The following is a 23,088-nucleotide window of genomic DNA, read 5'->3' as shown; positions in this document are numbered from 1 at the left end:
AGGTTCGAGTCCTATTCCGCCCATGAAATCCACCGTTACCCCTCTCATGAATTTGGAGAGGGGAAAACTTTTTAAGCACAGATGGACGCAGATAATAAGAGAGAAATCAGAACCACAGATAATTACAGATAAACACAGAAAATTCACTAAACAAAAGGAACCGCAGATGAACGCAGATGGACCACACAAAAATCGTGCAGGTTATCGCAGATGATTAGATTGATATCCATTGATGAACCGCAAACTACTCTTGCCGCCAAAGATGGGCAGGTGTCCAGGTGATTAGAGACAACCGCAAGCGGTGTTATGGCTTACCTCAGTCAATCATCGGGATATGCATGGTTTGTTCTCCAAGTCAGCCCGGTTGACGTATTGAGGTTAATGGCTGATGATCGGTATAAAGGTGGGTAGCGGTGTGCTGAATAGCGCAAACTCCGTCAGGTGACACAGTGGAAGGGTTAGGATATTTGCATCCAGGTCACGGGTGTACTCACCACCAGGGCAGGTTGTAACTGCATCCGCCCAGGCCGCGGCAGATTCGTCCCAATAGTAGAGCGCGAGCCTGTTTTCAGGTATCCACCAGGGATAGGTGACTGTCACTATTACAGGAAGGTTAAATGCTGCAACTGGATTACCCCCAGAATCTAGCCCAGTCAATTGGAAGCTATTATATGCATAAGGCAATATACCTGAGAAGTGGTTAGGCGTTCCCTGAGGTATGAAGGTGAAGGTGGTGTTACTATCCAATGCACCGGCTGGAATGTGAATATCTGTCGTTCCATCCCCCGAGGTAATTTCTCCACCCCCCGTACCGATCACCTGTTGGAAGGGTTGATATAGCTGCCAATCGGGATCTTTCTGGTGCAGGAAGACCTGCAGAGGATCGGCCGGCTCGGGGTAACCAGGAGGGACATTGAGCAAGTTATAATCTAGATTTAGTCCATCAGCACCATTATAGCCTTGGCCGGCATTCGCCAGGTTGACAAGATTGATAAATGTGGACGGGATATCGCCAGAAAGATGATTGTCTCGCAACGCGAGCATTTGAAGATTAGTCAGATTGCCATACTCAGGTGGAATACTCCCGTTTAATTGGTTGGAGCCAAGATCTAGCTCTATCAGATTGATAAGGTTGCTCAGCTCTTCAGGTAAGCTACCGGATAATTTATTGTTGTAAAAATATAGGTAATTTAGATAAGGTAGATTACCTAGCTCAGCCGGTATGCCCCCGCTCAATTGGTTGCCAGAGAGACCCAAAGCCGTCAGCTGGGTAAGGTTGGCTAGCTGAATCGGGATGGTGCCACTCAATTGATTATCACTAAGGAACAACAATTTCATACTAGAAAGATTACCCATTTCTGGCGGAATACTGCCGGTAAGGTGGTCGCCATATAGCATCAGGTCATGTAACAGGGTAAGATTACCAATCTCCGGTGGGATGCTACCGCCCAGATCGTTGAACCCAAGATTCATATAAGCCAGGTAAGAAAGGTGTCCAATTTCTGGGGGTATGCTTCCTCTTAAACCATGAGCGTCTAAAACTAGACCATGTACGTGACCTGACCACACATTCACCCCATACCAACTGCTGGGAGTATTCGATTCCAACCATCCACTCGAAGTCACCCATCCAGGTCCATTCGTGCTATTGAAGATGGCAACCAATGCTTCACACTCAATCTGGGGTATCTCGGTAACAGCCGCGCAGGAAAATCCTGGAGCGGCACCTACCGGTACAATACCGGTTGCAATGATCAGCAACGCCATCTCTAGAAAGACCAATTTTCGCATAGGTCACTCCAGCAATTTGTAGGTAATTACCTGGTGAATACTTCTAACAAACTAAACTATACATCAATTCGAGTGACTGTCAAGCGCGCCCATAGGTCGCCGCACTCACCGGGTGCCCGGGTGGTGCCCTATGGGGTCACCGACACCGAGGGAAGATAATCAATTGTTGATACCCCCATGCTCACTTTTAGCTTGCTTGCCCCCTCTCAATAACCAGCTTTCAAACGAGTAGGGGAAAATGTTACTGTATCATAAATCCATAAAATACTTGCCAAAAGAGAGAGTTCCGATCAATATTGTTGTTGGCAAACATCAACACAGAAAGGAACTCTCCGATGACAGAAAAGCATGTCGAGATAGGTATAACTGTAAAGATCAATGCTGAAGCCATCCAGTATTCAAGAACGATGGAAATGTATGAATTTGAAAGTGGGATCAGTCAAGTGGTCCAGGAACTTGGCAATAAAGTGCTTATGACGGGGCTGAAGGGATTGGATGAGGAATTTCGACAATGCGTGCCTGCAGGATGGCGGAACATGGGCACAGAGGAACGCAACATACTTAGCAGTGTAGGTTGGATCCATTACCGCAGGCACATCTATCTATACGAACAAGACAGACGGAGGAAACCATTGAATGAGCTCTTAGAGGTGGAGCGTTACGGGAGAGATAGCCAACGCGTATGAGAAATGGGAGCCTATCTGGCTTGTGAAGGGATCTACCGGCGAGCAGCAAGCCAAATGAGCTGGTTGCTAAAGAGAGAAGTCAGTCATAGCAGTATCCAGAGGATGGTGTGCCAGGTAGGGAATCGCATCGCCGATGGGGAAGAAGCGGAGCGCAGAAGCGTGTTTGAGGCCGGGGAAGCGATCCCAGGTGGAAAAGTGAAGGCTGATGTATTGTTCGGAGAAAGTGATGGGGCATGGTTGCATCTGCAAAGGGAGAAACGTCGCTCAGTGGAAGTGCGTGTTGGCACCCTGTATAGTGGAAAAAGGCCACTGGTGAAGAACCGTTATCGATTGGCGGATAAATGCAGCCTCGTTTCCCTGGGGATCAGCGGTAGTGCATGGCAGGAACAGGTCTTGAAAGCAGCCCATCGTTACTATGATCTGGAACAGACTTGGCTGCTAATCTGTGGAGGCGATGGTAACCAGTGGGTTCGCCATACTTTCCAAGGCTTTGGGATGCAGCAGGAGTTCGTGCTGGATCGCTTTCACTTGAGCCGGGCAGCTCGGAGAGCCATGGGCAACAGGCATAGAGCGCATGAGATGGTCAAGAAATTACGTCAACAAGGCTTTCCTGTGGTACACCAGGAATTGATGCAACTGATCGAGCAGGCTTCTGGGAAAGAGAAAAACGAAATTGAAGCTGGTCTTTCAGTATATTGATGGCTAACAAGACTGATTGCTGGATTTATCATGTCGGGGTTACCCAACTGAACTGAGCAGCCTGGGTGCGATTGAAGGAAATGTGGATAGATTGGTCGTCCACCGGATTAAGGGACGTGGTTGTGGTTGGAAACTGCGTGGAGCAAGAGCGATGCTGGCAATATGTCAGAACAGAGAAGCCTTGAAGCAGCAAGCTTTTCATTACTTGCCGCTGGAGGCACCTGAAAAGCCAAAACGCAGGTGTGGGAACATAGTGGATAAGGATGAATACTTATTTGGGAGAATGCCGATTTTTACTGGGCCAGATCAGGATACACCCTGGGTGAAGGATTTTTATCGCTTTGTCCAACCAAAATGAACTCCCTCTTTTATAAATCTATGGGAATCCTTGATTGTAACCTAATGGTCTCCACAATGGTTTCCACAATTGACATGTGGTGTATCATGCGCTATAGTATAGTTCGATTAGCAATTATTCTGCCTTTTTTCAACTTAGGTGAACAGTAGAGGATACGAGAGGGTGTGTATTATTCATTGTTAAGAACCATGAAACGGGAATATTATATATAAAAGCCCCGAGAATATGTGTTCCATGAATCGTGATCTTATCCACATAGTCATACTTGCAAAACATGCTCTAGTTAGTGCTGGTATCCGCAGGTTGTTAGAGGATCAACAGGGGATTAAGGTGATTGGAGAAACAAGTGATTTCAGAGCGGGGCTTGAAATTATAGCGGACTTAAAACCAGATATCATCCTGCTTGAATTAAATCCAATTAAACAGACAGATTTAGATTATATTCCACATATTACCGCTGCAAACAAGCTATCTCGCATAATCTTACTAACGGAAGATCAAGATTACCATGTCCTCGTTCGAGCAGTTGAGAATGGAGTCTTAGGATTAGTCTCAAAAACCCAGAAACCAGAAACCTTAATAAAAGCTATCATGAAGGTCAGCACTGGTGAAGTTTGGCTTGAGAGGTCTATGATCGCTCATGTACTCTCCCGTTTATCCAGTAATCAAGAGCTGATAAAAACATCTGTAGAAAAGACAGAAATTAACCAACTCAGCAAACGCGAAAAAGAAGTTATCGTATTAATTGCGGAGGGATTTAAGAATAAAGAAATAGCAGCACAATTAAATATTAGTGAAGCTACAGTAAGACATCATTTAACTTCAATTTATAACAAAGTGCAGGTTTCAGATAGGTTGGAATTACTTGTTTATGCATACCGCTTTGGATTTCTCGAAAATCCTCACCAATAAATCTGCGTGTTTCTCCTCCTATTAATAAAATCAGAAGTAAAAAATATGATTTCTCCTATGTTTGGCGAGGATATTATTAAATTTAAAAAGATAATTAATGGCACTTATGTGCCATTAATTATATAGGAATGTGCCAACAATAATCAGTTAAAAATAGGCGCTATTCCGTCTACTAAATAGGCGTATTCTTCGATGCATTATAAGTAATTTACTTATATATTCTCAGTACGGATAATACCGAAATAATCAACCGTAAGTATATGCATTGATACAGACAGGATAAGCGTAATAGGCAAAGGGCGAGTTTACAAAATTGACTGAGTCCCAAACGATTTTGATAAATATTGCGGAAAGGCGGATTAAACCTAGAGTAGCTTGTGAATACCAGGCTATTGTTCAAGGGGTTGATTTGGATGGGAATATGTACGAGGATAGTGCCACTCTCGCTAATCTTAGTGCAAGTGGGCTTTTTATGTGGGTAACCAAAGATATCAAAGCTGGATCATTATTGTCTGTCGTCATACTCTTGAGAAATAAAAATATTGATTTGAAGACACGTAAACTAGTAACAAAAGGAGTCGTGATAAGGAAAGAACAATTAACCGAAGGTAAATATGGCATTGCTGTTATGTTCACTTATCATCGCTTCCTGTAAATATTCCGAATTTTTATATATTTTGGTTTATGTAGCGATGGTAAGTATTTAGCGGATGAATGGTTTTTTTCACTCTGATGCCAGGGGAAGTGCAGATGAATGTTATGTGTAGATGCTCTTTTAGCCTGTCATGAAATCGAATTGTTCATTGACTTTGATAGAAATATTTGGCTCGATGGGACCCCAGCGTCGAAGTAAATCGGAATCGTTATTATTATATCAAGCTGGAAGACAACACTGACCAATAGAATTTGTTGATTTATAAATTCGGACAGTTTGTTGTTATTGTGTTTTATCAAGCTTATAAATATATTCGGCAATTATGTCAGACGAAGAGGATAATGTCAGAAGGGCGGAGCATGAGTTTTGTCAGATAATGGGAGCACAATAGTATTAAGTGATACGGTTTAAGAAATTAGGTAGAAGGAGGAGGCTCGCGTGAAGCGTCTAAAGGTAGGTGTAATTGGGTTGGGTAGAATGGGCCAGCATCATTGCCGGGTATATGCGAATTCGAAAGAAGTCGATTTTAAGGGCGTTTTTGACACTAATTCTTCTGCAACTAGAGATTTATCCGAAAGGTATGATGTTCCTGGGTTCCAACGAATTGAAGATTTACTTGAACAGATTGATGCAGTGAGTATTGTCACACCTACACCAACACACTTCGATATTGCGATGCAATGTTTGGAGAAGAATGTCAATATATTAATTGAAAAACCGGTGACTGATGACCTTGATAGCGCTCAACTGCTTATGGATGCTGCCGAAATGAACGGCTTGGTCGTTCAGGTTGGGCACATTGAACGGTTTAATCCGACCTATATTGAACTGAAAAAAGTACTGGAAAGTTTGAAGGTGATTGCTATCAATTTTCGGCGTCTGAGCCCCTACAGGGTCAGCAACAAAGATGTCGATGTTGTATTTGACCTGATGGTCCATGATCTTGATTTGAGCAATGATCTCACAGAGAAAGAACCAATTTCAATTAATGCCCAGGGCTTGATGCCATTCAGCAATAGCCTAGATCATGTGGTAGCGCAATTATTTTACAACAATGGCCCACTGATCACCCTAACTGCATCGAGGGTGACAGAACAAAAGATAAGATCTGTGGATATTACAACTGGGGATGCGTATGTTGAAGCAGATTTTATGAACAAAAGCATATCTATTCACCGCTGTTCTACAGCGGAGTTTTCGGATAAGAACCGCAATGGAGTGAGTTATTACCAGGAAAGCTTGATAGAACGCATCCTGGTTCCCAATGCTGAGCCTCTGTCATTAGAGATCAAGAATTTTGTCGATTGTATAAACCAGGGGTGTTCGCCAAGACCTTCGGTTAAAGATGGTATTAATGCTATCCGCTTGGCAAAACAAATCTGTTTTTTAGTACACGAGCAGAACCAGCAGTACAACCAACTTAATGATTTATCGTTCGTAAATGATGGAGAGATCATTGATGCCTATCAGAATCCATCCAACCGCTGATGTATCTCCGAAAGCGATAATTGGTGACTCGACAAGCATATGGCACCATGCCCAGATACGGGAAGATGCCAGGATCGGTCAGAATTGCATTATTGGAAAGGGAGTTTATATTGACGCAGGCGTACAGATGGGAAATAATGTCAAAATTCAAAATTATGTGTCTGTATATCACGGCGTCACCATCGATGATGGGGTTTTTATTGGTCCTCATGTCTGTTTCACTAATGATCTCAGGCCACGTGCGATTAATCCAAATGGTTCATTGAAAGCTGCCGATGATTGGATCCTAACTAAGACCCATATCCGGAAAGGTGCAGCATTGGGAGCCAATTCCACCATTCGCTGCGGGATTACTATCGGAGCATGGTCAATGATTGGTTCGGGCAGTGTAGTGACAAAAGATATCCCTGATTACGGTCTCGCTCGCGGAAATCCGGCTAGACTTTGTGGATTTGTTTGCCCCTGCAGCAACCGGCTCGAAAAAGTCACACATAATTACAATGAAGTGAGCACCATTTGTCCAAAGTGTGGGCAGAAGGTAAATATTCCCCTTACAGATTGGGAGAACGTCAAATGATAAATATTGCCAAACCGCAGCTGGGTGAAGAAGAAAAGAAGGCCGTCCTTGAAGTGCTTGATTCAGGGATGATAGCTCAAGGGCCCCGGGTGAAAGCTTTTGAAGAGGAATTTGCTAAGATGTGTGGTGTGAAGCATGCCATTGCAACCACTTCAGGAACTACTGCATTGCATACTGCTTTATTAGCTCTAGGGATACATAACGGCGACGAAGTTATCACAACCCCATTCACTTTCATTGCTTCGGCGAATAGTATACTTTATACAGGCGGACGCCCAGTGTTCGTTGATATCGACCCGGTCAGCTTTAACATCAATCCAAAATTAATCGAGGCTGCAATCACAGAACGTACAAAAGCGATCATGCCTGTCCATCTGTTTGGCTTGAGTTGCGACATGGATCCCATCATGACAATTGCTAAAAAATATGGATTGATTGTTATCGAGGATGCCTGCCAGAGCCATGGAGCCTTATATAAAGGCAAACGAGTGGGATCATTTGGATGCGGTGCATTTTCTTTCTATCCCACTAAAAATATGACTTCTGCTGAAGGTGGGATGATCACCACCGATGACGATTCGACTGACGAACATTGCCGGGTTATCCGCCAACATGGCATGCGCAGACGTTATTATCATGATGAGTTAGGCTTTAATTTCCGCATGACGGACATACATGCCGCGATTGGCTTCGAACAACTAAAGAAACTTGAGGCAAATAATAAACGGAGACAGGCAAACGCCAGCTACTTAAGCGCAAATTTAAAAGGCATCATTACACCGGTCATACCTCAAGATTATGAGCATGTATTTCATCAATACACGATTCGGGTTCCAGGTGGTAAGCGTGATAAATTAAGGTCTTGGTTGCAAGAAGCTGGCATTGGCTCCGAAGTATATTACCCAGTGCCAGTGCACAAGCAAAGTTTTTATGCGGGGGATTTGTGTTACCAAGGCTCTTATCCAGAGGCGGAGCGGGCAGCAAACGAAGTATTATCCATACCAGTCCACCCAGCACTGACCCAGGACGATCTGAACACGATCGTCAACAGTGTCAATCAATTCATGATTCTGAACTAGTGTGGAAATCTAAATAATCTAATATCAGGGGAATGAGATGAAACAGCTACGCATCAGAGCGATATTATTGACTTGTTGGCTGATTGTATTCTATGTTTTTGCACACTTTTGGGAGACAATTAGTATCAGCCCAATTATGTATTTGTTCCTTTTGAGTTCAGTGATATTTGTGCTCGTAACTCCTCATCTGCGAAGAGTCCATTTATGGTGGATGTTGAGTGTACCAGCGATGGTTTTTCTCGTTCTCAAAGCGCAAATGGATTTTCCATTGACAAGAAGCTCACTTTTTGTAACCCTGATTGAAACGTGCGCAATCGTAGTGACCACACTCATGTTGGTTTGGGTACGTAACGCTGTCCATGAATTCGAGAGTGCAGTGAATCAGATATCCGATATTCCTCAGAAGAAAGTCAGCGATTCTGCGCTAGAAAAGCAAAGTGTATTGTACAGGGAGGTGAGGCGGGCACGCAATCATCAGCGTCCATTGGTTTTATTGGCAATTGGGGTGGAAGAAAAATCAATCCAGGCTTCGATGGAGCGCCTTCTTCAGGAAGCTCAGCAGAATTTCATCAGGCAATATACACTAGCACGCGTATCTAAAACGCTGTGTGAAAAACTTGAAGATTGTGATCTCGTCGTCCAAACCGATAACAATTTTTTGATCCTTCTGCCAGAAACCAAATTAGAAGATTTATCTGACTTAACTGATCGGTTACGCAATCAAGTGAGTAAGGATATTGGGGTTGAGATTCAGGTTGGGGCAGCCTCACTCCCCCATGACGGTTTTACTTTTGAGGGGCTGGTCGATAAGGCCAACCTTGAGCTGCAAGCTAATATGGAATCAAAACTATTCATTGAGCCAGAGCAGTTATTTGTTAAACATAAAGTAACATGATAAGTTAATAGGGGAAATAACCATGGATTATGTAGTACTGAAAAAACCTCGCGTTCTAGTACCCAATACCTATTACCACACAGCGAAACGCCTCGTCGACATAACAATCTGCTTGGTTATCCTACCAATTGTAACTCCAGTCATGCTTGCTTGCGTGCTAGCTATCTTCCTCGATTCACCAGGCCCTATCTTTTATAATAAAGAACGTGCAGGAAAAGGGGGCCGGCCATTCAGGATGTATAAATTCCGCACGATGAAAACAAAACTTGACGAAGGCCACTTGCGCGAATTTATGAAAGCCTATGTGAAGGCGGAAATCGATAGTTTGGGGGAGGGTGTACAATCTTACAAACCGTTTTCACGTGGAGATGTCACCTTCGTCGGCCGAATTTTACGAAAGCTCAGCCTGGATGAATTGCCTCAGATCCTCAATGTATTAAAGGGTGAGATGAGTATCGTAGGCCCAAGGCCTAATGTGCTTTGGGAAGTGGAGGCATATAATCCTTGGCATTATGAGCGGCTAGAAGTACTGCCTGGGATCACCGGTTTGGCGCAGGTGTGTGGCCGCAGCTGTATCGATTTTGCTACCCTTGTACGCTACGACATCGAGTATATTGAGAAGCAGAGTATGTTGCTTGATTTCAAGATATTATGGTGGACTTTCCTCTCGGTTTTAGCGGGAGTGGGTGCAAAGTGATGAATCATGACCTCGATTTAGGAAGGTAGCGTAACAGTGACTTTGCTACTTTAGCGTTCAGAATAGGGATAACGATATGGAGCTTATTAGCTTTTTGAAAATATTTTTGAAGCGTTGGTGGATTATTGTCCTAATTTTCCTGGTGACCGTGGGTAGTACAGCAATATTTACCTGGCGGCAAAATCCAACCTATTCGGTGACCACCACTTTTGTTGTCTCACCATCCAGCACTATTTTCTCAGATCCGCGCAGCTTTTTATCCGGATTGGATGTCTTGGGCGGTCGAGTTTCTGTGGCCAACACCTATTCCGATATTGCCACTAGTCGAAGGATTAAAAATGATACTATCGATGCATTAGGACTGAATCCTGTTCAAGCCGAAACCCTCGATGTGGGGAGTAAGATATTGGCTGGCACCAATGTGATCTATATCACTGTTGAAGGACCTGATCCATCTCTTATCACAACCTTTGCGAATAAGTTAGGGGAAACTACTGTGAAGTATGTGGAGGAACTTTACGGGGTCTACGATTTGAAGATTCTGGATCTGGCTGAAATCCCCGTCTTCCCAATCAAGCCGAATTGGAAGCTGAATCTGGCCCTGGCAGCTGTCTTGAGCTTGGCAGTCGGTATGGGGATATCATTCCTGGTGGAATACATGGATGATACTTTGCGCGAGCCGGACGAAATTTCGCAGCTCTTTCAGGCACCGCTGATTGGCTTCATTCCCGTGATGTCAAAGGCCGCTGCGCATAGTTTATATATGGTGAAGCTACCTCAAAGTGTTGTCGCGGAAGCCTTCCGCTCGCTGCGTACTAATCTCGAATTCGCCAGCGTGGACAAGCCATTAAAGACGATCCTGGTGACCAGCAACGGCAGTAGCGATGGCAAGAGCAGTATAGCCACCAACTTGGCTGTGGCGTTTGCCCAAAGCGGAAAGAAGGTGGTGTTGCTTGACGCCGATTTGCGCCGTCCAAGCCTGCATGGTTTCTTTTCTATTCCAAATCAAACGGGTATAAGCGATATCATTCGCGGACAGGTGAGCCTTGAGGAAGCGATTTATCGGTCAGCAAAAGGCGGGGTCGCTTTAATTTTAGCAGGACCGCTTCCGCCAAATCCAGCAGAGATGCTAGGCTCTAAAAAAATGGAGAACATTCTTGCCAGTCTCGAGGAAATAGCAGATGTAGTAATTCTGGATAGCGCACCGCTTCTCGTAGCCGATGCCTGGGCTCTTTCAGCGAAGGTGGATGGGGTGGTGTTGGTTGTGGAGCCGGGAAGGTTGAAGAGGAAGACTGCACAGGCTATAATGGACCGAATACAGCTTAGTCGAGTCAGGATTGTGGGGTTGGTACTGAATCGTGTCAAGAAAGGTTCGGAGTCAGATTATTATTCAGGCTATTTGGCTGATGCTTCAAAATACGACAGTCAGGCATCGAACAAGAGGAAAGCGAATCTCCAGGACATTCAGTCTACTTCTGGGCTGGGTTTATCATTAATCCCGAAGAAGACGCCAGGAAATAGCCATCGCTTTCGAAATGCACAAAAACAAAATAAACCGACGCCGATCAATGAGCCCAACTCCGGTGAAATTAACCGGAATATCTCCAACAAATTGTTGTAGATCAACCGAAGGCTATATGTACCGAGAAGTTTTCAGTGTTGTTGTAGCGACGGTTGCGATTAGTGTTGGATAGGGTAGGTGGAGTTCTTGAAGATATTGTTATTCTGGATTAGACCGGCGAGGTAGCGGGTGGAACTTTGGCCTGCAAGGGCAAGGTTTGTTCGCCCCATGAACAACTGTTTACTCACACCGCTGCGTGCGGTTTGTCCAGCTGGGTCATCTGACACATAAAATGGATCTCATTTCCAGCACCCGGGACTATCTTCGTCGGTTAATGGGAACATGGGATCGCGTCAATAAGACATCATCTATGATCATCAGCAGATCACCCGTTGATGGGGAAAGAGTCTTCGGAGTCATCACCCTGTTTCTTTTGTGTTCAGGAATATACCATCCAGGTGAAAGAGAATTGTTGAAAACAATTGGCGCGCATGTCTCTATGTATGCCTTAGTCATGCTGCCATCAAGTACATAGACCCTATGAGTCGTTCTTCTACCCAACTCGCCAAACCAGCGCATCCGACTACCTCATCCGACCAGGTCATTTTAACGGCAGCCAAAGGAGGGGTAATTGCGTTCGCTGGTAACCTGTTCGGATACGGCATCCGATTTGTATTCGGTATTGTGATTGCCCGTCTCCTCGGGGCGGATCTGTTTGGATTGTATTCGCTAGGTATGACTTTCCCAGAATTGGCAGGGACGATAGCTTTACTTGGATTAGGCGCTGGGCTGGCGCGTTTTATCCCCATTGCAATTAATAAGAAGGATGATGCCCAAATTTGGGGCCTCATCCAGGTCGGTATCGCGATACCAGGATCGGTGGGTCTAGCGCTGGCTCTGTTAGTCTTCCTATGCGCGGACCTGATTTCATTTCGGCTTTATAACCAGCCTGCTCTTGCACCTGTGTTGCGCTTGGCGAGCTGGGCCATTCCCTTATTTGCGTTGATTAATGTGTTGGAAGCGATCACACAGGGTTTCAAGCGCATGGAGTACAAGGTCTATAGCGAAGATATCACCCTCCCTGTACTGAAACTTTTGTTGACAGTAGTGTTGGTGGTAGCCGGCCTGGGTGTGATGGGGGCTACGGCCGGTTATGTTGTTCCACTGGCGGTGTCGGTTGTAATGCTCCTTGTTTTTGTCAACCATCTATTTCCATTAAAGCGCGCCTGGAAGACTGCCAAATATAATGTCAAAGATTTGTTTCGCTTTTCCCTGCCCGTCTATCTTTCCCATCTTGTGAATCAATTTGGCAACAGCATCGCGACGCTGGTGCTTGGTTTCTTTGGAACAACCAGTGGCGTAGGCATATTTACGGCTGCCTTACGTGTGAGTTCCATTGGTATGTTGTTTTATTCGTCGCTCATGCGAATCGCCGCACCCATGATTGCCGATCTGCATAGCCAGGGAAAAATTGATCAATTGGAGCGCATGTACCAGACTACAACCAAGTGGGGGATGTCGTTTAATCTGCCTGTATTCTTGACCACGGCTATCTTTGCGCCACTCATCCTGTCTATCTTTGGCCAGGACTTTGTCGCAGGCGCCACGACCCTCACCATCCTAGCCTTTGCATTCTTGTTCGATGCCAGTACCGGGGTTTGCGGAACAATCGTTACGATGACCGGTCATTCGAAACTCTCCCTTGCAAATTCAATAATTTCACTTGTGGTCAGCGTTGGTCTGGATTTGCTGCTGATTCCACGCTGGGGAATGGTGGGAGCAGCGGTGGCAAGAAGCTTGTGCGTAATCCTGCTGAATGTTTTGCGTTTGATCCAGGTCTATATATTGCTGAGAATCCAGCCTTACAACATCGCCTTCCTGAAACCTATCCTGGCTGCCCTGGCTGCTGCTGTAATCGCTTCTATTGCATCTTCGCGGCTGGTATTTCTACCTGCAATCTTGCAGCTCATCATTGGCACCGTGCTTTTATGGGGGGTCTATACCGTTACCATTCTGTTGTTAAGGCTTGATGATGAGGATCGCCTGGTGCTCAGGCGGGTTTGGGCGCGCATCACTTCATAATAAACCGATGCTAATCACGAATTCGGGCGTAGTGAAGAGCTGATGTTACGGCAGTTGTTCAGAAATACAATACCTCCCATTGTGGAGGAAGCATTAGGCTGGAATATTACCGGTTCTATGGCAACGCCATGGCTCTCCATCGCTTTCCTTGTCGCGCTCGAAATTGGATTTGGGCTCGTCTTAGCCAAATTTATCTCCAACGGGGCCTGGCTGTATGCCCTGGTTTTGGTGCTCTTGGTGCCAGCCGCTATCTTGTTTTATAAGAATCCTTTTACCGTATTTATTATCTGGCTTCTGGCTACGCCATTCCTAATGACCACAACCACAAGCCAACTTCGGATGCTGTATTGGCTCGTGTATCGGGCTCTTCCCCCACTCGCAGTTTGCGCTACGTTAATCGCCAACCAGCTTCGACCAGCCAATAACCGCCTGCGTTTTAGATTAGGACTGGATAGCCTGGTCATGGTCATTTTCCTGGGCTGGGTTGTGCTGAATATATATTGGTACCATCCATCCGACTATCTGCCGTATCTCTACCTTTTATACGACATGACATTTGTGCCTTTTTGTTTGTATTGGTGGATCCGATTCGCTGCCCCGGTTGAGCAGGACCTGAAACGACTGGTACCGGGTGCCTTTATCCTGGTGCTATTTGAGGTGGCGGTTGGCTTACTATCCTGGCTGGAGCCCGGGATGCTTCCCAGGGCGTGGGTAGGGTACGCAAGCAATCGCACGATTGGCACCCTTGGCTATTACACCACATATAGCCTCACCCTGGTTTTCTTTTCTCTCCTGCTCTTTCAAGCTGCCATGCACCAAAAATCCAGAACTGCCCGCCTGGCTTTGCTGTGTGCAGCGGGTATCGGCGCTGCTGGGGTTTTATTCTCTTTTTCACGCGGCTGCTGGCTGGGCGGAGTCGCCGCTGGGGTTGGGCTTTTCTTCCTGTATCCCAAGCCTGTGCTCCGCCTGGCAGCCGTACTGTTGATCGTGATAGCTATTCTTGGCAGCACGGTACTTTATAAGCAATTGACTTATGCTGACCAGCGGCTGAATTCTGAAGAGACTGCAGTCGTTCGCTTATTGGTTTGGGATGCTGGACTGCAGATGATCCAGCATAAGCCGTTCTGGGGGTGGGGTTATGGAGATTACCGCCTATATGCGGGCCTGTTTCAAAGAAAGGTTGCGGATGTGATGTCGATACAAGAACAGGCTTATGCATCTCATAACGCTTTCATATCTATTGCGGCAGAATTGGGTGTACCTGGCCTGCTGCTGTATCTCTTCCCTGCCATGTGGTGGCTGGCGATTAGTATTAAAAGGCGACAACAGCTGCCTCAAGCTGGCTTTTTGAGCCGTAAGCTGCTTATCATATTTTGGCTGGTGATCTTAGCCTTCTCTACAACCAGTTTCTTTTCGGATATCCGTGTCAGTCCATACGCGCTCAGCCTTTGGTGGGTGAGCCTGGGCTTGATCGCCACACTGGTTGAGCCATTTCGACTCATTGATGGACAAAGATCTTGAAAAACATTATTTATTGCTATTTCCTGATCCGGTTATAACTTATCTTCAATAGCCATCTCTGAATCTAATTATGTGGACGGGACGATGAGAAAATTCCGTTTATGAAAGCTGAGTTTATCCCTATTCGCTGCTTATTATCGTTTTCCTGGGCCTAACAACTCTTTAGTTGAGTACAGAAATGAAATATAAACTTTCCGAAGCAATAAACCTATATAGTACCCAAGCAGCAATGGATATTGCTAAAAACCATATTCTACAAAAAGCTAATTCCAGGAAACCCTTACAGATTTTGGAGGCAGGATGTGGAAGAGGTGGTGGGATTGACTTAAACGAAATTCAATGTATTCTAACAGGCGTTGATCTTGATGAAGATGCTTTAAATCTTCGAGGAAATCAGCAAAATGATCTAGATGTAGCTATTCTCGCTGATCTGCGCACCGTTACGCTAACTGACGATTACTATGATATTGTTGTTTCTAATTATGTTCTTGAACACGTCGATGGTGCTGAAGATGTCCTAAAAAATTTTACCAGATGGTTAAAACACGGCGGATTGATGATCCTTGTGTTACCTAATAGAGATTCGGGATATGGTTTTGTGACAAGGACCATCCCGTTTATGTTTCACATCTTCTACAAAAAATACATTCAAGGGATAAAAAATGCAGGAAAGCCAGGGGTTGGCCCTTACCCGGTGTATTTTGATAAAGTGGTATCTCGGAACGGCATTTACAGTTTTTGCGAGAATTACGGCTTAATTATGAAGGCCGAATATAGAATAGATGGACTTCCAATAAAAAAACGGGCTGTATGGTTTCTGGCGAGAGCATTTCTATGGGCTTTGTACCTGGTTTCATTCGGGCGATTGACATTCAACCACAGAAATCTGTTCTATATAATTGAAAAACCTTAACGAATGTGTTCTATGCTCGAATGGGAGATTCTAATTAGGACTCTATTCACCAATCAAGACACTAAATGTGTGAAATAAGCGTAACTCCCGGAGCTTGTTCCAGATAGAAGGCAGTGATCGGGAGCTTTTACGCACAGAATTTACTCAAAAGTTGTGGGGAGAGAGGGGGTAACAAGACTTCAAGCTTTCGGTTTCCTATTCGTTTAACATTACCATGTAATCCTTCCAAAACTGATAACCATTCGCAAGCATTGAAAATCGGTTTAATGTTCTCAACACACAATGCATTCGATGCCGCCACTGGAAAGATAATTGTCACATGGACCGGTTCATAAGAGGATTGACAGCCCCGGATCTTCTGGTTGGTTCTTCCCAAGGGCGGCGTTCTGGTTTATTTAGGATCAACACAATATCAAATCGACTAATTCTTCTTGCGAGAAATGAGATGGCAAGTTGTCAAGGGCGACAATTCTGTCGACCAGGAAATGGGAGCCACAAAATTATGCCAGGCGGAGATGTAGCATTAGCATTGATAGAAATAAGTGCTTGAGCTTATGAGTGTTCTCATTCTGCTGCGAGAGTTCTACATTCCATCACTGCCTATCGGCGGCGCGGAACGCCAGGCCCTCAGGCTGGCTAGCGAGCTACAAAGAATGGGAGTTTCGATCAGGATCGTGACCGGGTTATGGGAATGGGGCCAGCCACGCCACGAGGTCATTCAGGGCGTTTCTGTCGACCGGCATTTTACGGCATGGGGGGCGTTTGGCGTAAAGGGCTTACGGAAATTTGGTTTCTATGCCTACCTGCTCTCACTCTTTTTGTACCTGCTCTGGCATCGAAACGAGTATGACCTGCTCCATTGTCAATCAGCCCTAGTTGAAGCCTCCATTGGCGTGCTGGCTGGCCAGTGGCTAAAAAAGCCGGTCCTGATTCGCCCTATGGCCAGTGGCAGGTATGGAGATGCCAAAAGGCTGAGAAGGGGTCGCGACATTTGGTTCCAGGATTTTGTGGTGAGCACGTTGCGCGGTGTCAATGCCATTGTCGCGTTGAATCTACAAATCGCTGATGAGATGGTCTCCCTTGGCCTACCCAAGGATAGGGTTGTTTTCATTCCAAACGGAGTAGAAATAGAACCTCTCTCTAAGCAGCGCAGCTATTCTCGACACACGCCGATGAGTATTGCGTTTGTGGGCCGGCTCCATCCTCAGAAAGGGATTGGCACTCTGCTCATGGCGCTCGGCCGTCTTGCGCAAGAAAGACCCGACCTTTCATGGCGACTCAAACTAGCCGGAACGGGACCGATTGAGCAGGAGCTGCAAATCATGGCGAATGAGCTTGGGATCGATCAGCGTGTGGAATTCCTGGGGCACCTCGATCATGTGGATACTCTCCTTAAAGAGTGTGACTGCTTTGTACTGCCGTCGCTGTCTGAGGGCATGTCGAATGCTCTTTTAGAGGCCATGGCGTGCGGCTTGCCCTGCATCGCCACCGATATCCCCGGGAACAACAACCTGATCCGGCATGGGCGTAATGGGTTGCTTGTAACGCCGGACGACGACCAGGCTTTAGCCCAGGCTATCGCTGCGCTGGCGGGGAACGAGGAGTTACGACAGGATCTGGGTCGGGAAGCACTTAAGACAGTGGAAGAAAAATATTCCCTCGCTTGTGTGGCGCTACAATATGCTACCTTGTATGAAAATCTGTTGATGAGCAGGGCAGGGTGATGAACACCAAAAGCACATCACGCCCTTCCGTCCCTGTGCTGATCACCTGGGACGTTGACCCTGACCCGTGGATGCCGTTCGACCGGCGGCAAAAAGCGCTATGGGTCACGTTGGACATGTGCCAGCGGTACAGCATTCCCGCTACCTTCTATTTTACGGCCCAGCCGGCGCACGAATACGCTGAAGATTTTATGAAAATGCGGGCTCTGGGTCACGAGATAGGTTGTCATGGGTTCACCCACGGCGACGAAGAGAATTACAACCGCATGCCAGAAGGCTTGCAGCGCGATTATATTTGTCGGGCGACGGATGCATTGCTATCTGTGCTGGATGAGCCTGTACGCTCCTTCCGTAGCCCGCGCGTCAAGACCTCCTCTCAAACGCTTAAGCTGCTTGCTGAACAGGGCTATTGGTCGGATAGCTCGGTCTGTTCGCAACGCATGGACCTGGTGAGCTCCAATCTCATCAATTTCGGCTGGCTTGGTGCCCCACGCCGCCCGTATTACCCCCACCAAAGCAGCGCCTTCAGGCGGGGGAATGTTCCGATCTTGGAGATCCCTGTATCAGCGCTGATTGCACCGTTCATTTCTTCCATGCTCTACGCTGCAGGACTGTCGTCCATGAAGCGTTTCTTCCGGATTCTCTATGCAGAAGCGCGCCGAACGGGCAAGCCAATCGTTTACCTGGCGCACCCGATAGAGTTCGCTCCGATGGGCAAAGGTAAAGCACTGGAGCCGCTGCAACGGAAGTACTTTTCTCCTTCATACATCCGAGCTAATGGCCTGCGGTTGCGCAATCTGCTCAAGTCGGACCGCCACCGCCATTTAGCCCACACTGAAGAATTGTTGGCTTATATGGCCTCCTTCCCTGACGTTGTGTTTATGACCGCCAGCGATTATACTAAGAAGTCTGTGATGATAGCGGACGGTAACACGATGGAGGCAAATGATCAAACAACTGGTTTTCATCGGCATGTACTTGATTTCGATGCTGGGGAGAGCCGGCCAGATGCCGCAAGCCAATTCGACCTCTCCGGGTGAATTATCGATAAATGCGACGATTGAAAGCATCGGCGTGGTTGCGCCTTATACGGGCGACGATAACCAGAATAGCGCGGCTTCCTTACGCTATCGGCCAAGCGGTTCAGCATCCTGGCTGGCCGGGCATGAGCTTTACGTGGATCGCTCCGCGCGCCAGTGGCGCGGCAGCGTGGTGTCGCTTTCGCCAGGCGTAGCCTATGACATCGAAGTGCAATTTTCCGACCCCGATGGAGTATCGCCTTCCAGCAAGACTGGAATGATCAACACGCGACCTGACTACCCCGACGTTGGGAGCGGTGGAACCGTCCGCTACGTGCCGGACAACGGCAACCTGCAAACCGTGATAAACGCGGCCTCACCTGGCGATACGATCCGCATCCGTGCGGGCATATACTACACATCAGTTGTGCTGTCAGAAAACAACTCGGGTACACCGGGTCACTACCTGACCATCGAAGCCGACCCCGGCGCTCAAGTCGCACTGGACGGGTCTGACCCTGCCATCAATAATCCAGGCATAGATAACTGGCATAACTATCAGGGTAATATCTACTACACCGACCTTACATGGGGCGATAAGACCTGCTATAGCGGGGGTTCGCTGCCCAACTACATCGGCGAGCAGCGTAATGGCGATAGTGTGCGATTTCTTGTTTACAATCATGGCAGCAGCGAATGGAATCAATTCCTTGCAGCTCCGCCTGGCAAGGCTTTCTATAGCTGCGACAGCGTCCATACCCTCGGCCGTCTCTACGTTACTACCTACGAAGGTGATGATCCCGACAACCACGAGATACAGGTTTCCCGCTATTCGACGGCATTGCTGCTGACAGGGGCAGATTATGTTCGTGTTCGCAATCTCGAGATCCGTTACTACAGCCAATACAGCCTGTACCTGCGCAAGCCCTACGGCGTGCCGGGCGCGACGGGAGCTGATAATAACATCATCGAAGGTAACACCTTTCACGGCAGCAAATATGGCGTCTTTGTGGGTCATTGGGATGAGCCCGCGTCATCGAATAATCTGATCCAGGATAACGCCTTCTACGAACGCGGCTATAAAGATAATGGTTGGAATTGGCAAGCGCAATACAGCTACGCCTGGGCTGGTGGTGTGGCGGTGATCTGGGCTCAGCCCGGTAACGTGGTCCGGCGCAACCACTTCAACGGAGGGTCGGATGCGATCGAGGTGCAATTCCAATCGCACGACACCGATGTGTATGACAATCTGATTGAAGATTATATGGACGATGGTATTGAGGTAGATAATGAGCCCAGCTACAATATTCGCGTGTGGAGGAATACCATTCGCGACTGCATGGATGGCGTCTCCAACCAGGACTGGTTCCGGGGTACCTCCACAAATGCTGGACCAATTTATGTGTTTCGGAATCTCATTATTGGCGGGCGTGACCCGCAGGGGCGTGTTGATTCAGACGGGCTAGTTTATTCTAGCGAGTTTGCTTTTAAGGTCGGGTCTACTGTGAACGACCTTGGGGCTGGACGAGTTTATTTCTATCACAATACCATCTCGCTTCCAGACTCGCCCCTAAACGGCAATGGCATCCAGGATGCGGGCGGTATCTATTTTTCCGGTATCGTCTCGCGCAATAATTTATGGGCTGTCACCCGGAAGGTGTTTCAACTGTCTCTACCCAACACAACTGCTGGTCATTCTATGGACTGCGATAATTTGCACAATCCCGGATCTACCAAGGATAACGATTTCATAAAATGGTCAAATACTGGCGGACCATTGGGAAATGGCGTCTATCAAGAGCTGGCCAGTTTCCGCTCCTATACGGGACAAGAGCTGCATGGCATTTCCAACAACCTTACCCGGTTCAATCCAGATTTCACCTTGCAAGTTGGAAGCCCGGAGATTGACTTCGGGTGTGTGATAACAGGATTTAATGATCGCGCCCCATGGGATTATAAGGACGAGAAACCGGACATCGGCGCGTTCGAGTTTACCGGTGTGCTCCCGCTGGTTTACTTGCCCGATATTTTACGCTAAAAAAGAAGACCCTCTCTTTGAAAAAGACAGATGCATCGATTGGCTATATCCTGCAAACGTATCCTAGTCTAACAACAACTTTTATCTATCGAGAAGTACTGGCCCTGCAGCATTGCGGGTTCGACATTACAACGTTTTCTGTCTGGAAGCCAACGGCAAGTAAACTTTCACCGGAATCTCAGCCATTGATGGATACCACCTGCTATATTTTTCCGATTTCGTGGCCCAGATTCTTACAGCGGCACATATATTTTCTGCTAACTCGTCCGATAAATTACATCGGCACGGCGCTTTTTGTTCTAACGCGACCAGGGGAGAGCTGGAAAAACCGGCTCCGCACGGTGTATCATTTTGGCGAAGCAGTTTACCTTGCCAAGGAGGTACAGCAGCGGAACATTCAGCATCTGCACGCTCATTTCACCATTAACGCCGCCAGCATTGCACTGATCGTGGCCCGGCTACTGAATATATCGTTCAGTTTCACGGCGCACAACATATTTTTTACTGATCGGCTGTTGTTAAAAGAGAAGGTGCGGGAGTCGCGCTTCATCGCCGTCATCTCCAGATTTAGCCAAGAATATCTGTTGCGCCTGGTCCCAGGAGAAAGTTGGAGAGGAAAAACCCACATCGTTCACTGTGGCATTTCTCCCGGCCAGTTTTCACCACCCTATCCGCGACCTGCGAATATTGTCCCATTTATCTTTTTTGTATCGCAACTTGAGGAACGCAAAGGCGCACTTTATTTGATTGAAGCCTGCCGATTGCTGAAAGGACGCGGCGTAAGCTTTCAATGTGTACTTGCGGGAGATGGGCCACAGAAGCCCATAATTCAGCGGTTGATCGATCAATATGGCCTGAAGGAGATCGTTGACCTGCCAGGCGCAATCTTCATAGAACAGGTCAGAGATTACCTCAACCAGGCTGATATCTTCGTTTTACCATGCATCGTTGCCCGGAATGGTGACATGGATGGCATTCCCGTCGCCCTGATGGAAGCCATGGCTTGTGAAATCGCGGTTGTGTCGACACGAGTGTCGGGCATTCCAGAGCTCATCCAAGACGGAGAAAGTGGCCTTCTAGTATCTGAAAAAGATGCTATTGCCCTGGCAGACGCCATTCAACGGTTGATCGAAGATAAAGAACTATGTCTGCAGCTAGGTAAAAATGGTCGCCAGAAAGTGATGCGTGAGTTTGATGTGGACGGCAATGCATCACAATTGGCAAAGCTCTTTGAATCATGCTTATTGCCTGGAGAGAAGCCTCCTACCCTTGCTTTTTGAGATGATTCATTGATGACTAGAGTCGGTTGTTCATTTGCGAATCATGATCAGGAGAACCGGAACAACAAGAATGAGCCAGATCAATAGGGGGCGTAATGAGTGACGGAGTGCCTTGGGCATTTATCGTTTGGGCGCCTCACAGCCGCAGGAGTGAGGTGTTTGCCAAAGCGTTCCAGGGCAAACTACATTGTATCTATTATCCCCGTTTCCAAACGCCAATTTATACGCCAGCCAGGTATGTGTTGCAAGCCCTCCGCACGCTGCAGGCGCTGTTCACAGAGCGACCCAGAGCTGTTCATGTTCAGAACCCCCCTGTGATCTGCGGCCTTGTGGTAGGCATTTATTGTTATATTACGCGCACAAAATTTGTGTTTGATCACCACAGTGCGGCATTTGATCACGTTTGGGAATGGGCATTGCCGATTCAGAAACTGTTGGCGCGGCGCGCCGTGACAAACATTGTGACCACTCAGCATTGGGCCGACATCGTCAGTTCATGGGGCGCTCATGCCTTAATAATGGGCGATCCATTTTTGGCTTTACCTACTGTCGAAGCGTTCTCTGCGGGGACGGGATTTCGCCTCGCGTTTATCAGTACATTTTCGCCAGATGAGCCACTAGAGGCTGTCGTTAGGGCTGCCACTGAATTACCACAAGTCCACGTTTATATCACTGGAGATGCCAAAAATAAACCAAAAAGCTTTCACGATTCTCTCCCGACCAATGTTACGTGCACTGGTTTTCTTTCTGACGCGCAGTATATTGGCTTGCTTAGAGCAGTGGATGTGATCATGGCGCTCACCACACGCAACCATACATTACAGTTGGGAGGCGTTGAAGCAGTATCGATTGGTCAACCACTGATTACCTCCGACTGGCCATTCCTGCGTGAATTCTTCCCAAAGGGAACAGTATATGTGAACAACACCAGCGATGGCATCCGCGATGGGATCCTATTGATGATGAATGAGCGTGTGCGCTTGAAAAGAGAAATCGCTGTGCTTCGAGACGAGAAGAGGCAACAGTGGACCCTCCAGGCTGCTAAACTGGATGAATTAGTCGCCCAAGCTATAAACGCCCATTAGGTTGCCGCTGCTTCTTGCGATTCTTCGT

At 47.1% G+C, this 23,088-nt stretch carries 21 protein-coding genes; 20 read left to right on the top strand and 1 reads right to left on the bottom strand.

All coding sequences use genetic code 11. The features are described 5' to 3' along the window. Positions 1-22 precede the first annotated feature (22 nt). Positions 23-214, top strand: a complete 192-nt coding sequence (locus tag C3F13_17960; GenBank protein PWB49917.1) for a hypothetical protein — start codon at positions 23-25, stop codon at positions 212-214. A 164-nt stretch (positions 215-378) separates the two neighbouring features. Here the strand turns inward: C3F13_17960 and C3F13_17955 are convergent, their stop codons facing one another. After that, positions 379-1,791 carry a hypothetical protein gene (locus tag C3F13_17955; GenBank protein ID PWB49916.1) on the bottom strand — a complete coding sequence of 471 codons (1,413 nt, stop codon included), beginning with the start codon at positions 1,789-1,791 and terminating at the stop codon, positions 379-381. Positions 1,792-2,126: 335 nt separating this feature from the next. Here C3F13_17955 and C3F13_17950 point away from each other — a divergent pair, with 335 nt between their 5' ends. The 19 genes from C3F13_17950 to C3F13_17860 all read left to right on the top strand — a co-directional run bounded on the left by C3F13_17950 (position 2,127) and on the right by C3F13_17860 (position 23,060). Then, a complete protein-coding gene (locus C3F13_17950) occupies positions 2,127-2,477 on the top strand; it encodes a hypothetical protein (protein ID PWB49915.1) in 351 nt (116 codons plus the stop codon). Between the two features lie 3 nt (positions 2,478-2,480). Next, on the top strand, positions 2,481-3,176 hold the full coding sequence (locus C3F13_17945) for a hypothetical protein (protein PWB49914.1): 696 nt from the start codon (positions 2,481-2,483) through the stop codon (positions 3,174-3,176). A gap of 151 nt (positions 3,177-3,327) precedes the next feature. After that, positions 3,328-3,534, top strand: a complete 207-nt coding sequence (locus tag C3F13_17940) for a hypothetical protein (protein ID PWB49913.1) — start codon at positions 3,328-3,330, stop codon at positions 3,532-3,534. A gap of 225 nt (positions 3,535-3,759) precedes the next feature. Next, positions 3,760-4,446, top strand: coding sequence for a hypothetical protein (locus C3F13_17935; protein ID PWB49912.1), 687 nt, complete (start codon positions 3,760-3,762; stop codon positions 4,444-4,446). A gap of 313 nt (positions 4,447-4,759) precedes the next feature. After that, positions 4,760-5,101: a hypothetical protein gene (locus tag C3F13_17930; GenBank protein PWB49911.1), complete on the top strand. Its 342-nt coding sequence runs from the start codon at positions 4,760-4,762 to the stop codon at positions 5,099-5,101. Between the two features lie 438 nt (positions 5,102-5,539). Then, positions 5,540-6,589 carry an oxidoreductase gene (locus C3F13_17925; GenBank protein ID PWB49910.1) on the top strand — a complete coding sequence of 350 codons (1,050 nt, stop codon included), beginning with the start codon at positions 5,540-5,542 and terminating at the stop codon, positions 6,587-6,589. Next, positions 6,543-7,166 (top strand): N-acetyltransferase, encoded by a 624-nt coding sequence (locus C3F13_17920; protein ID PWB49909.1) that lies wholly within the window; start codon positions 6,543-6,545, stop codon positions 7,164-7,166. The genes C3F13_17925 and C3F13_17920 overlap by 47 nt, the downstream gene beginning before the upstream one ends. Then, positions 7,163-8,245 carry an aminotransferase DegT gene (locus tag C3F13_17915; GenBank protein PWB49908.1) on the top strand — a complete coding sequence of 361 codons (1,083 nt, stop codon included), beginning with the start codon at positions 7,163-7,165 and terminating at the stop codon, positions 8,243-8,245. The genes C3F13_17920 and C3F13_17915 overlap by 4 nt, the downstream gene beginning before the upstream one ends. Before the next feature lie 229 nt (positions 8,246-8,474). Next, complete coding sequence (locus C3F13_17910; GenBank protein PWB49907.1) at positions 8,475-9,140, top strand: hypothetical protein; 666 nt, start codon at positions 8,475-8,477, stop codon at positions 9,138-9,140. 22 nt (positions 9,141-9,162) lie between these two features. After that, on the top strand, positions 9,163-9,837 hold the full coding sequence (locus C3F13_17905; protein ID PWB49906.1) for a hypothetical protein: 675 nt from the start codon (positions 9,163-9,165) through the stop codon (positions 9,835-9,837). A gap of 76 nt (positions 9,838-9,913) precedes the next feature. Then, complete coding sequence (locus tag C3F13_17900; protein PWB49905.1) at positions 9,914-11,458, top strand: hypothetical protein; 1,545 nt, start codon at positions 9,914-9,916, stop codon at positions 11,456-11,458. 480 nt (positions 11,459-11,938) lie between these two features. After that, positions 11,939-13,480 (top strand): hypothetical protein, encoded by a 1,542-nt coding sequence (locus tag C3F13_17895; GenBank protein ID PWB49904.1) that lies wholly within the window; start codon positions 11,939-11,941, stop codon positions 13,478-13,480. 42 nt (positions 13,481-13,522) lie between these two features. Next, a complete protein-coding gene (locus C3F13_17890) occupies positions 13,523-15,001 on the top strand; it encodes a hypothetical protein (GenBank protein ID PWB49903.1) in 1,479 nt (492 codons plus the stop codon). 178 nt (positions 15,002-15,179) lie between these two features. After that, positions 15,180-15,914, top strand: coding sequence for a class I SAM-dependent methyltransferase (locus C3F13_17885; protein ID PWB49902.1), 735 nt, complete (start codon positions 15,180-15,182; stop codon positions 15,912-15,914). 542 nt (positions 15,915-16,456) lie between these two features. Beyond that, positions 16,457-17,638: a hypothetical protein gene (locus C3F13_17880; protein PWB49901.1), complete on the top strand. Its 1,182-nt coding sequence runs from the start codon at positions 16,457-16,459 to the stop codon at positions 17,636-17,638. After that, positions 17,638-18,678, top strand: a complete 1,041-nt coding sequence (locus C3F13_17875) for a hypothetical protein (GenBank protein ID PWB49900.1) — start codon at positions 17,638-17,640, stop codon at positions 18,676-18,678. The genes C3F13_17880 and C3F13_17875 overlap by 1 nt, the downstream gene beginning before the upstream one ends. Beyond that, complete coding sequence (locus C3F13_17870; GenBank protein ID PWB49899.1) at positions 18,584-20,695, top strand: hypothetical protein; 2,112 nt, start codon at positions 18,584-18,586, stop codon at positions 20,693-20,695. Before C3F13_17875 ends, C3F13_17870 begins: the two co-directional genes overlap by 95 nt. Positions 20,696-20,883: 188 nt before the next feature. Continuing rightward, positions 20,884-21,975, top strand: coding sequence for a colanic acid biosynthesis glycosyltransferase WcaL (locus tag C3F13_17865; protein ID PWB49898.1), 1,092 nt, complete (start codon positions 20,884-20,886; stop codon positions 21,973-21,975). A gap of 155 nt (positions 21,976-22,130) precedes the next feature. Further along, on the top strand, positions 22,131-23,060 hold the full coding sequence (locus C3F13_17860) for a hypothetical protein (GenBank protein PWB49897.1): 930 nt from the start codon (positions 22,131-22,133) through the stop codon (positions 23,058-23,060). Positions 23,061-23,088: the final 28 nt, after the last annotated feature.

It is taken from the genome of Anaerolineales bacterium, from assembly GCA_003105035.1.
Classification (GTDB): Bacteria; Chloroflexota; Anaerolineae; order Anaerolineales; family UBA4823; genus FEB-25.
The sequence above is the reverse complement of the archived record's forward strand: the minus strand, read 5'-3'. Positions and strand labels throughout refer to the sequence as shown.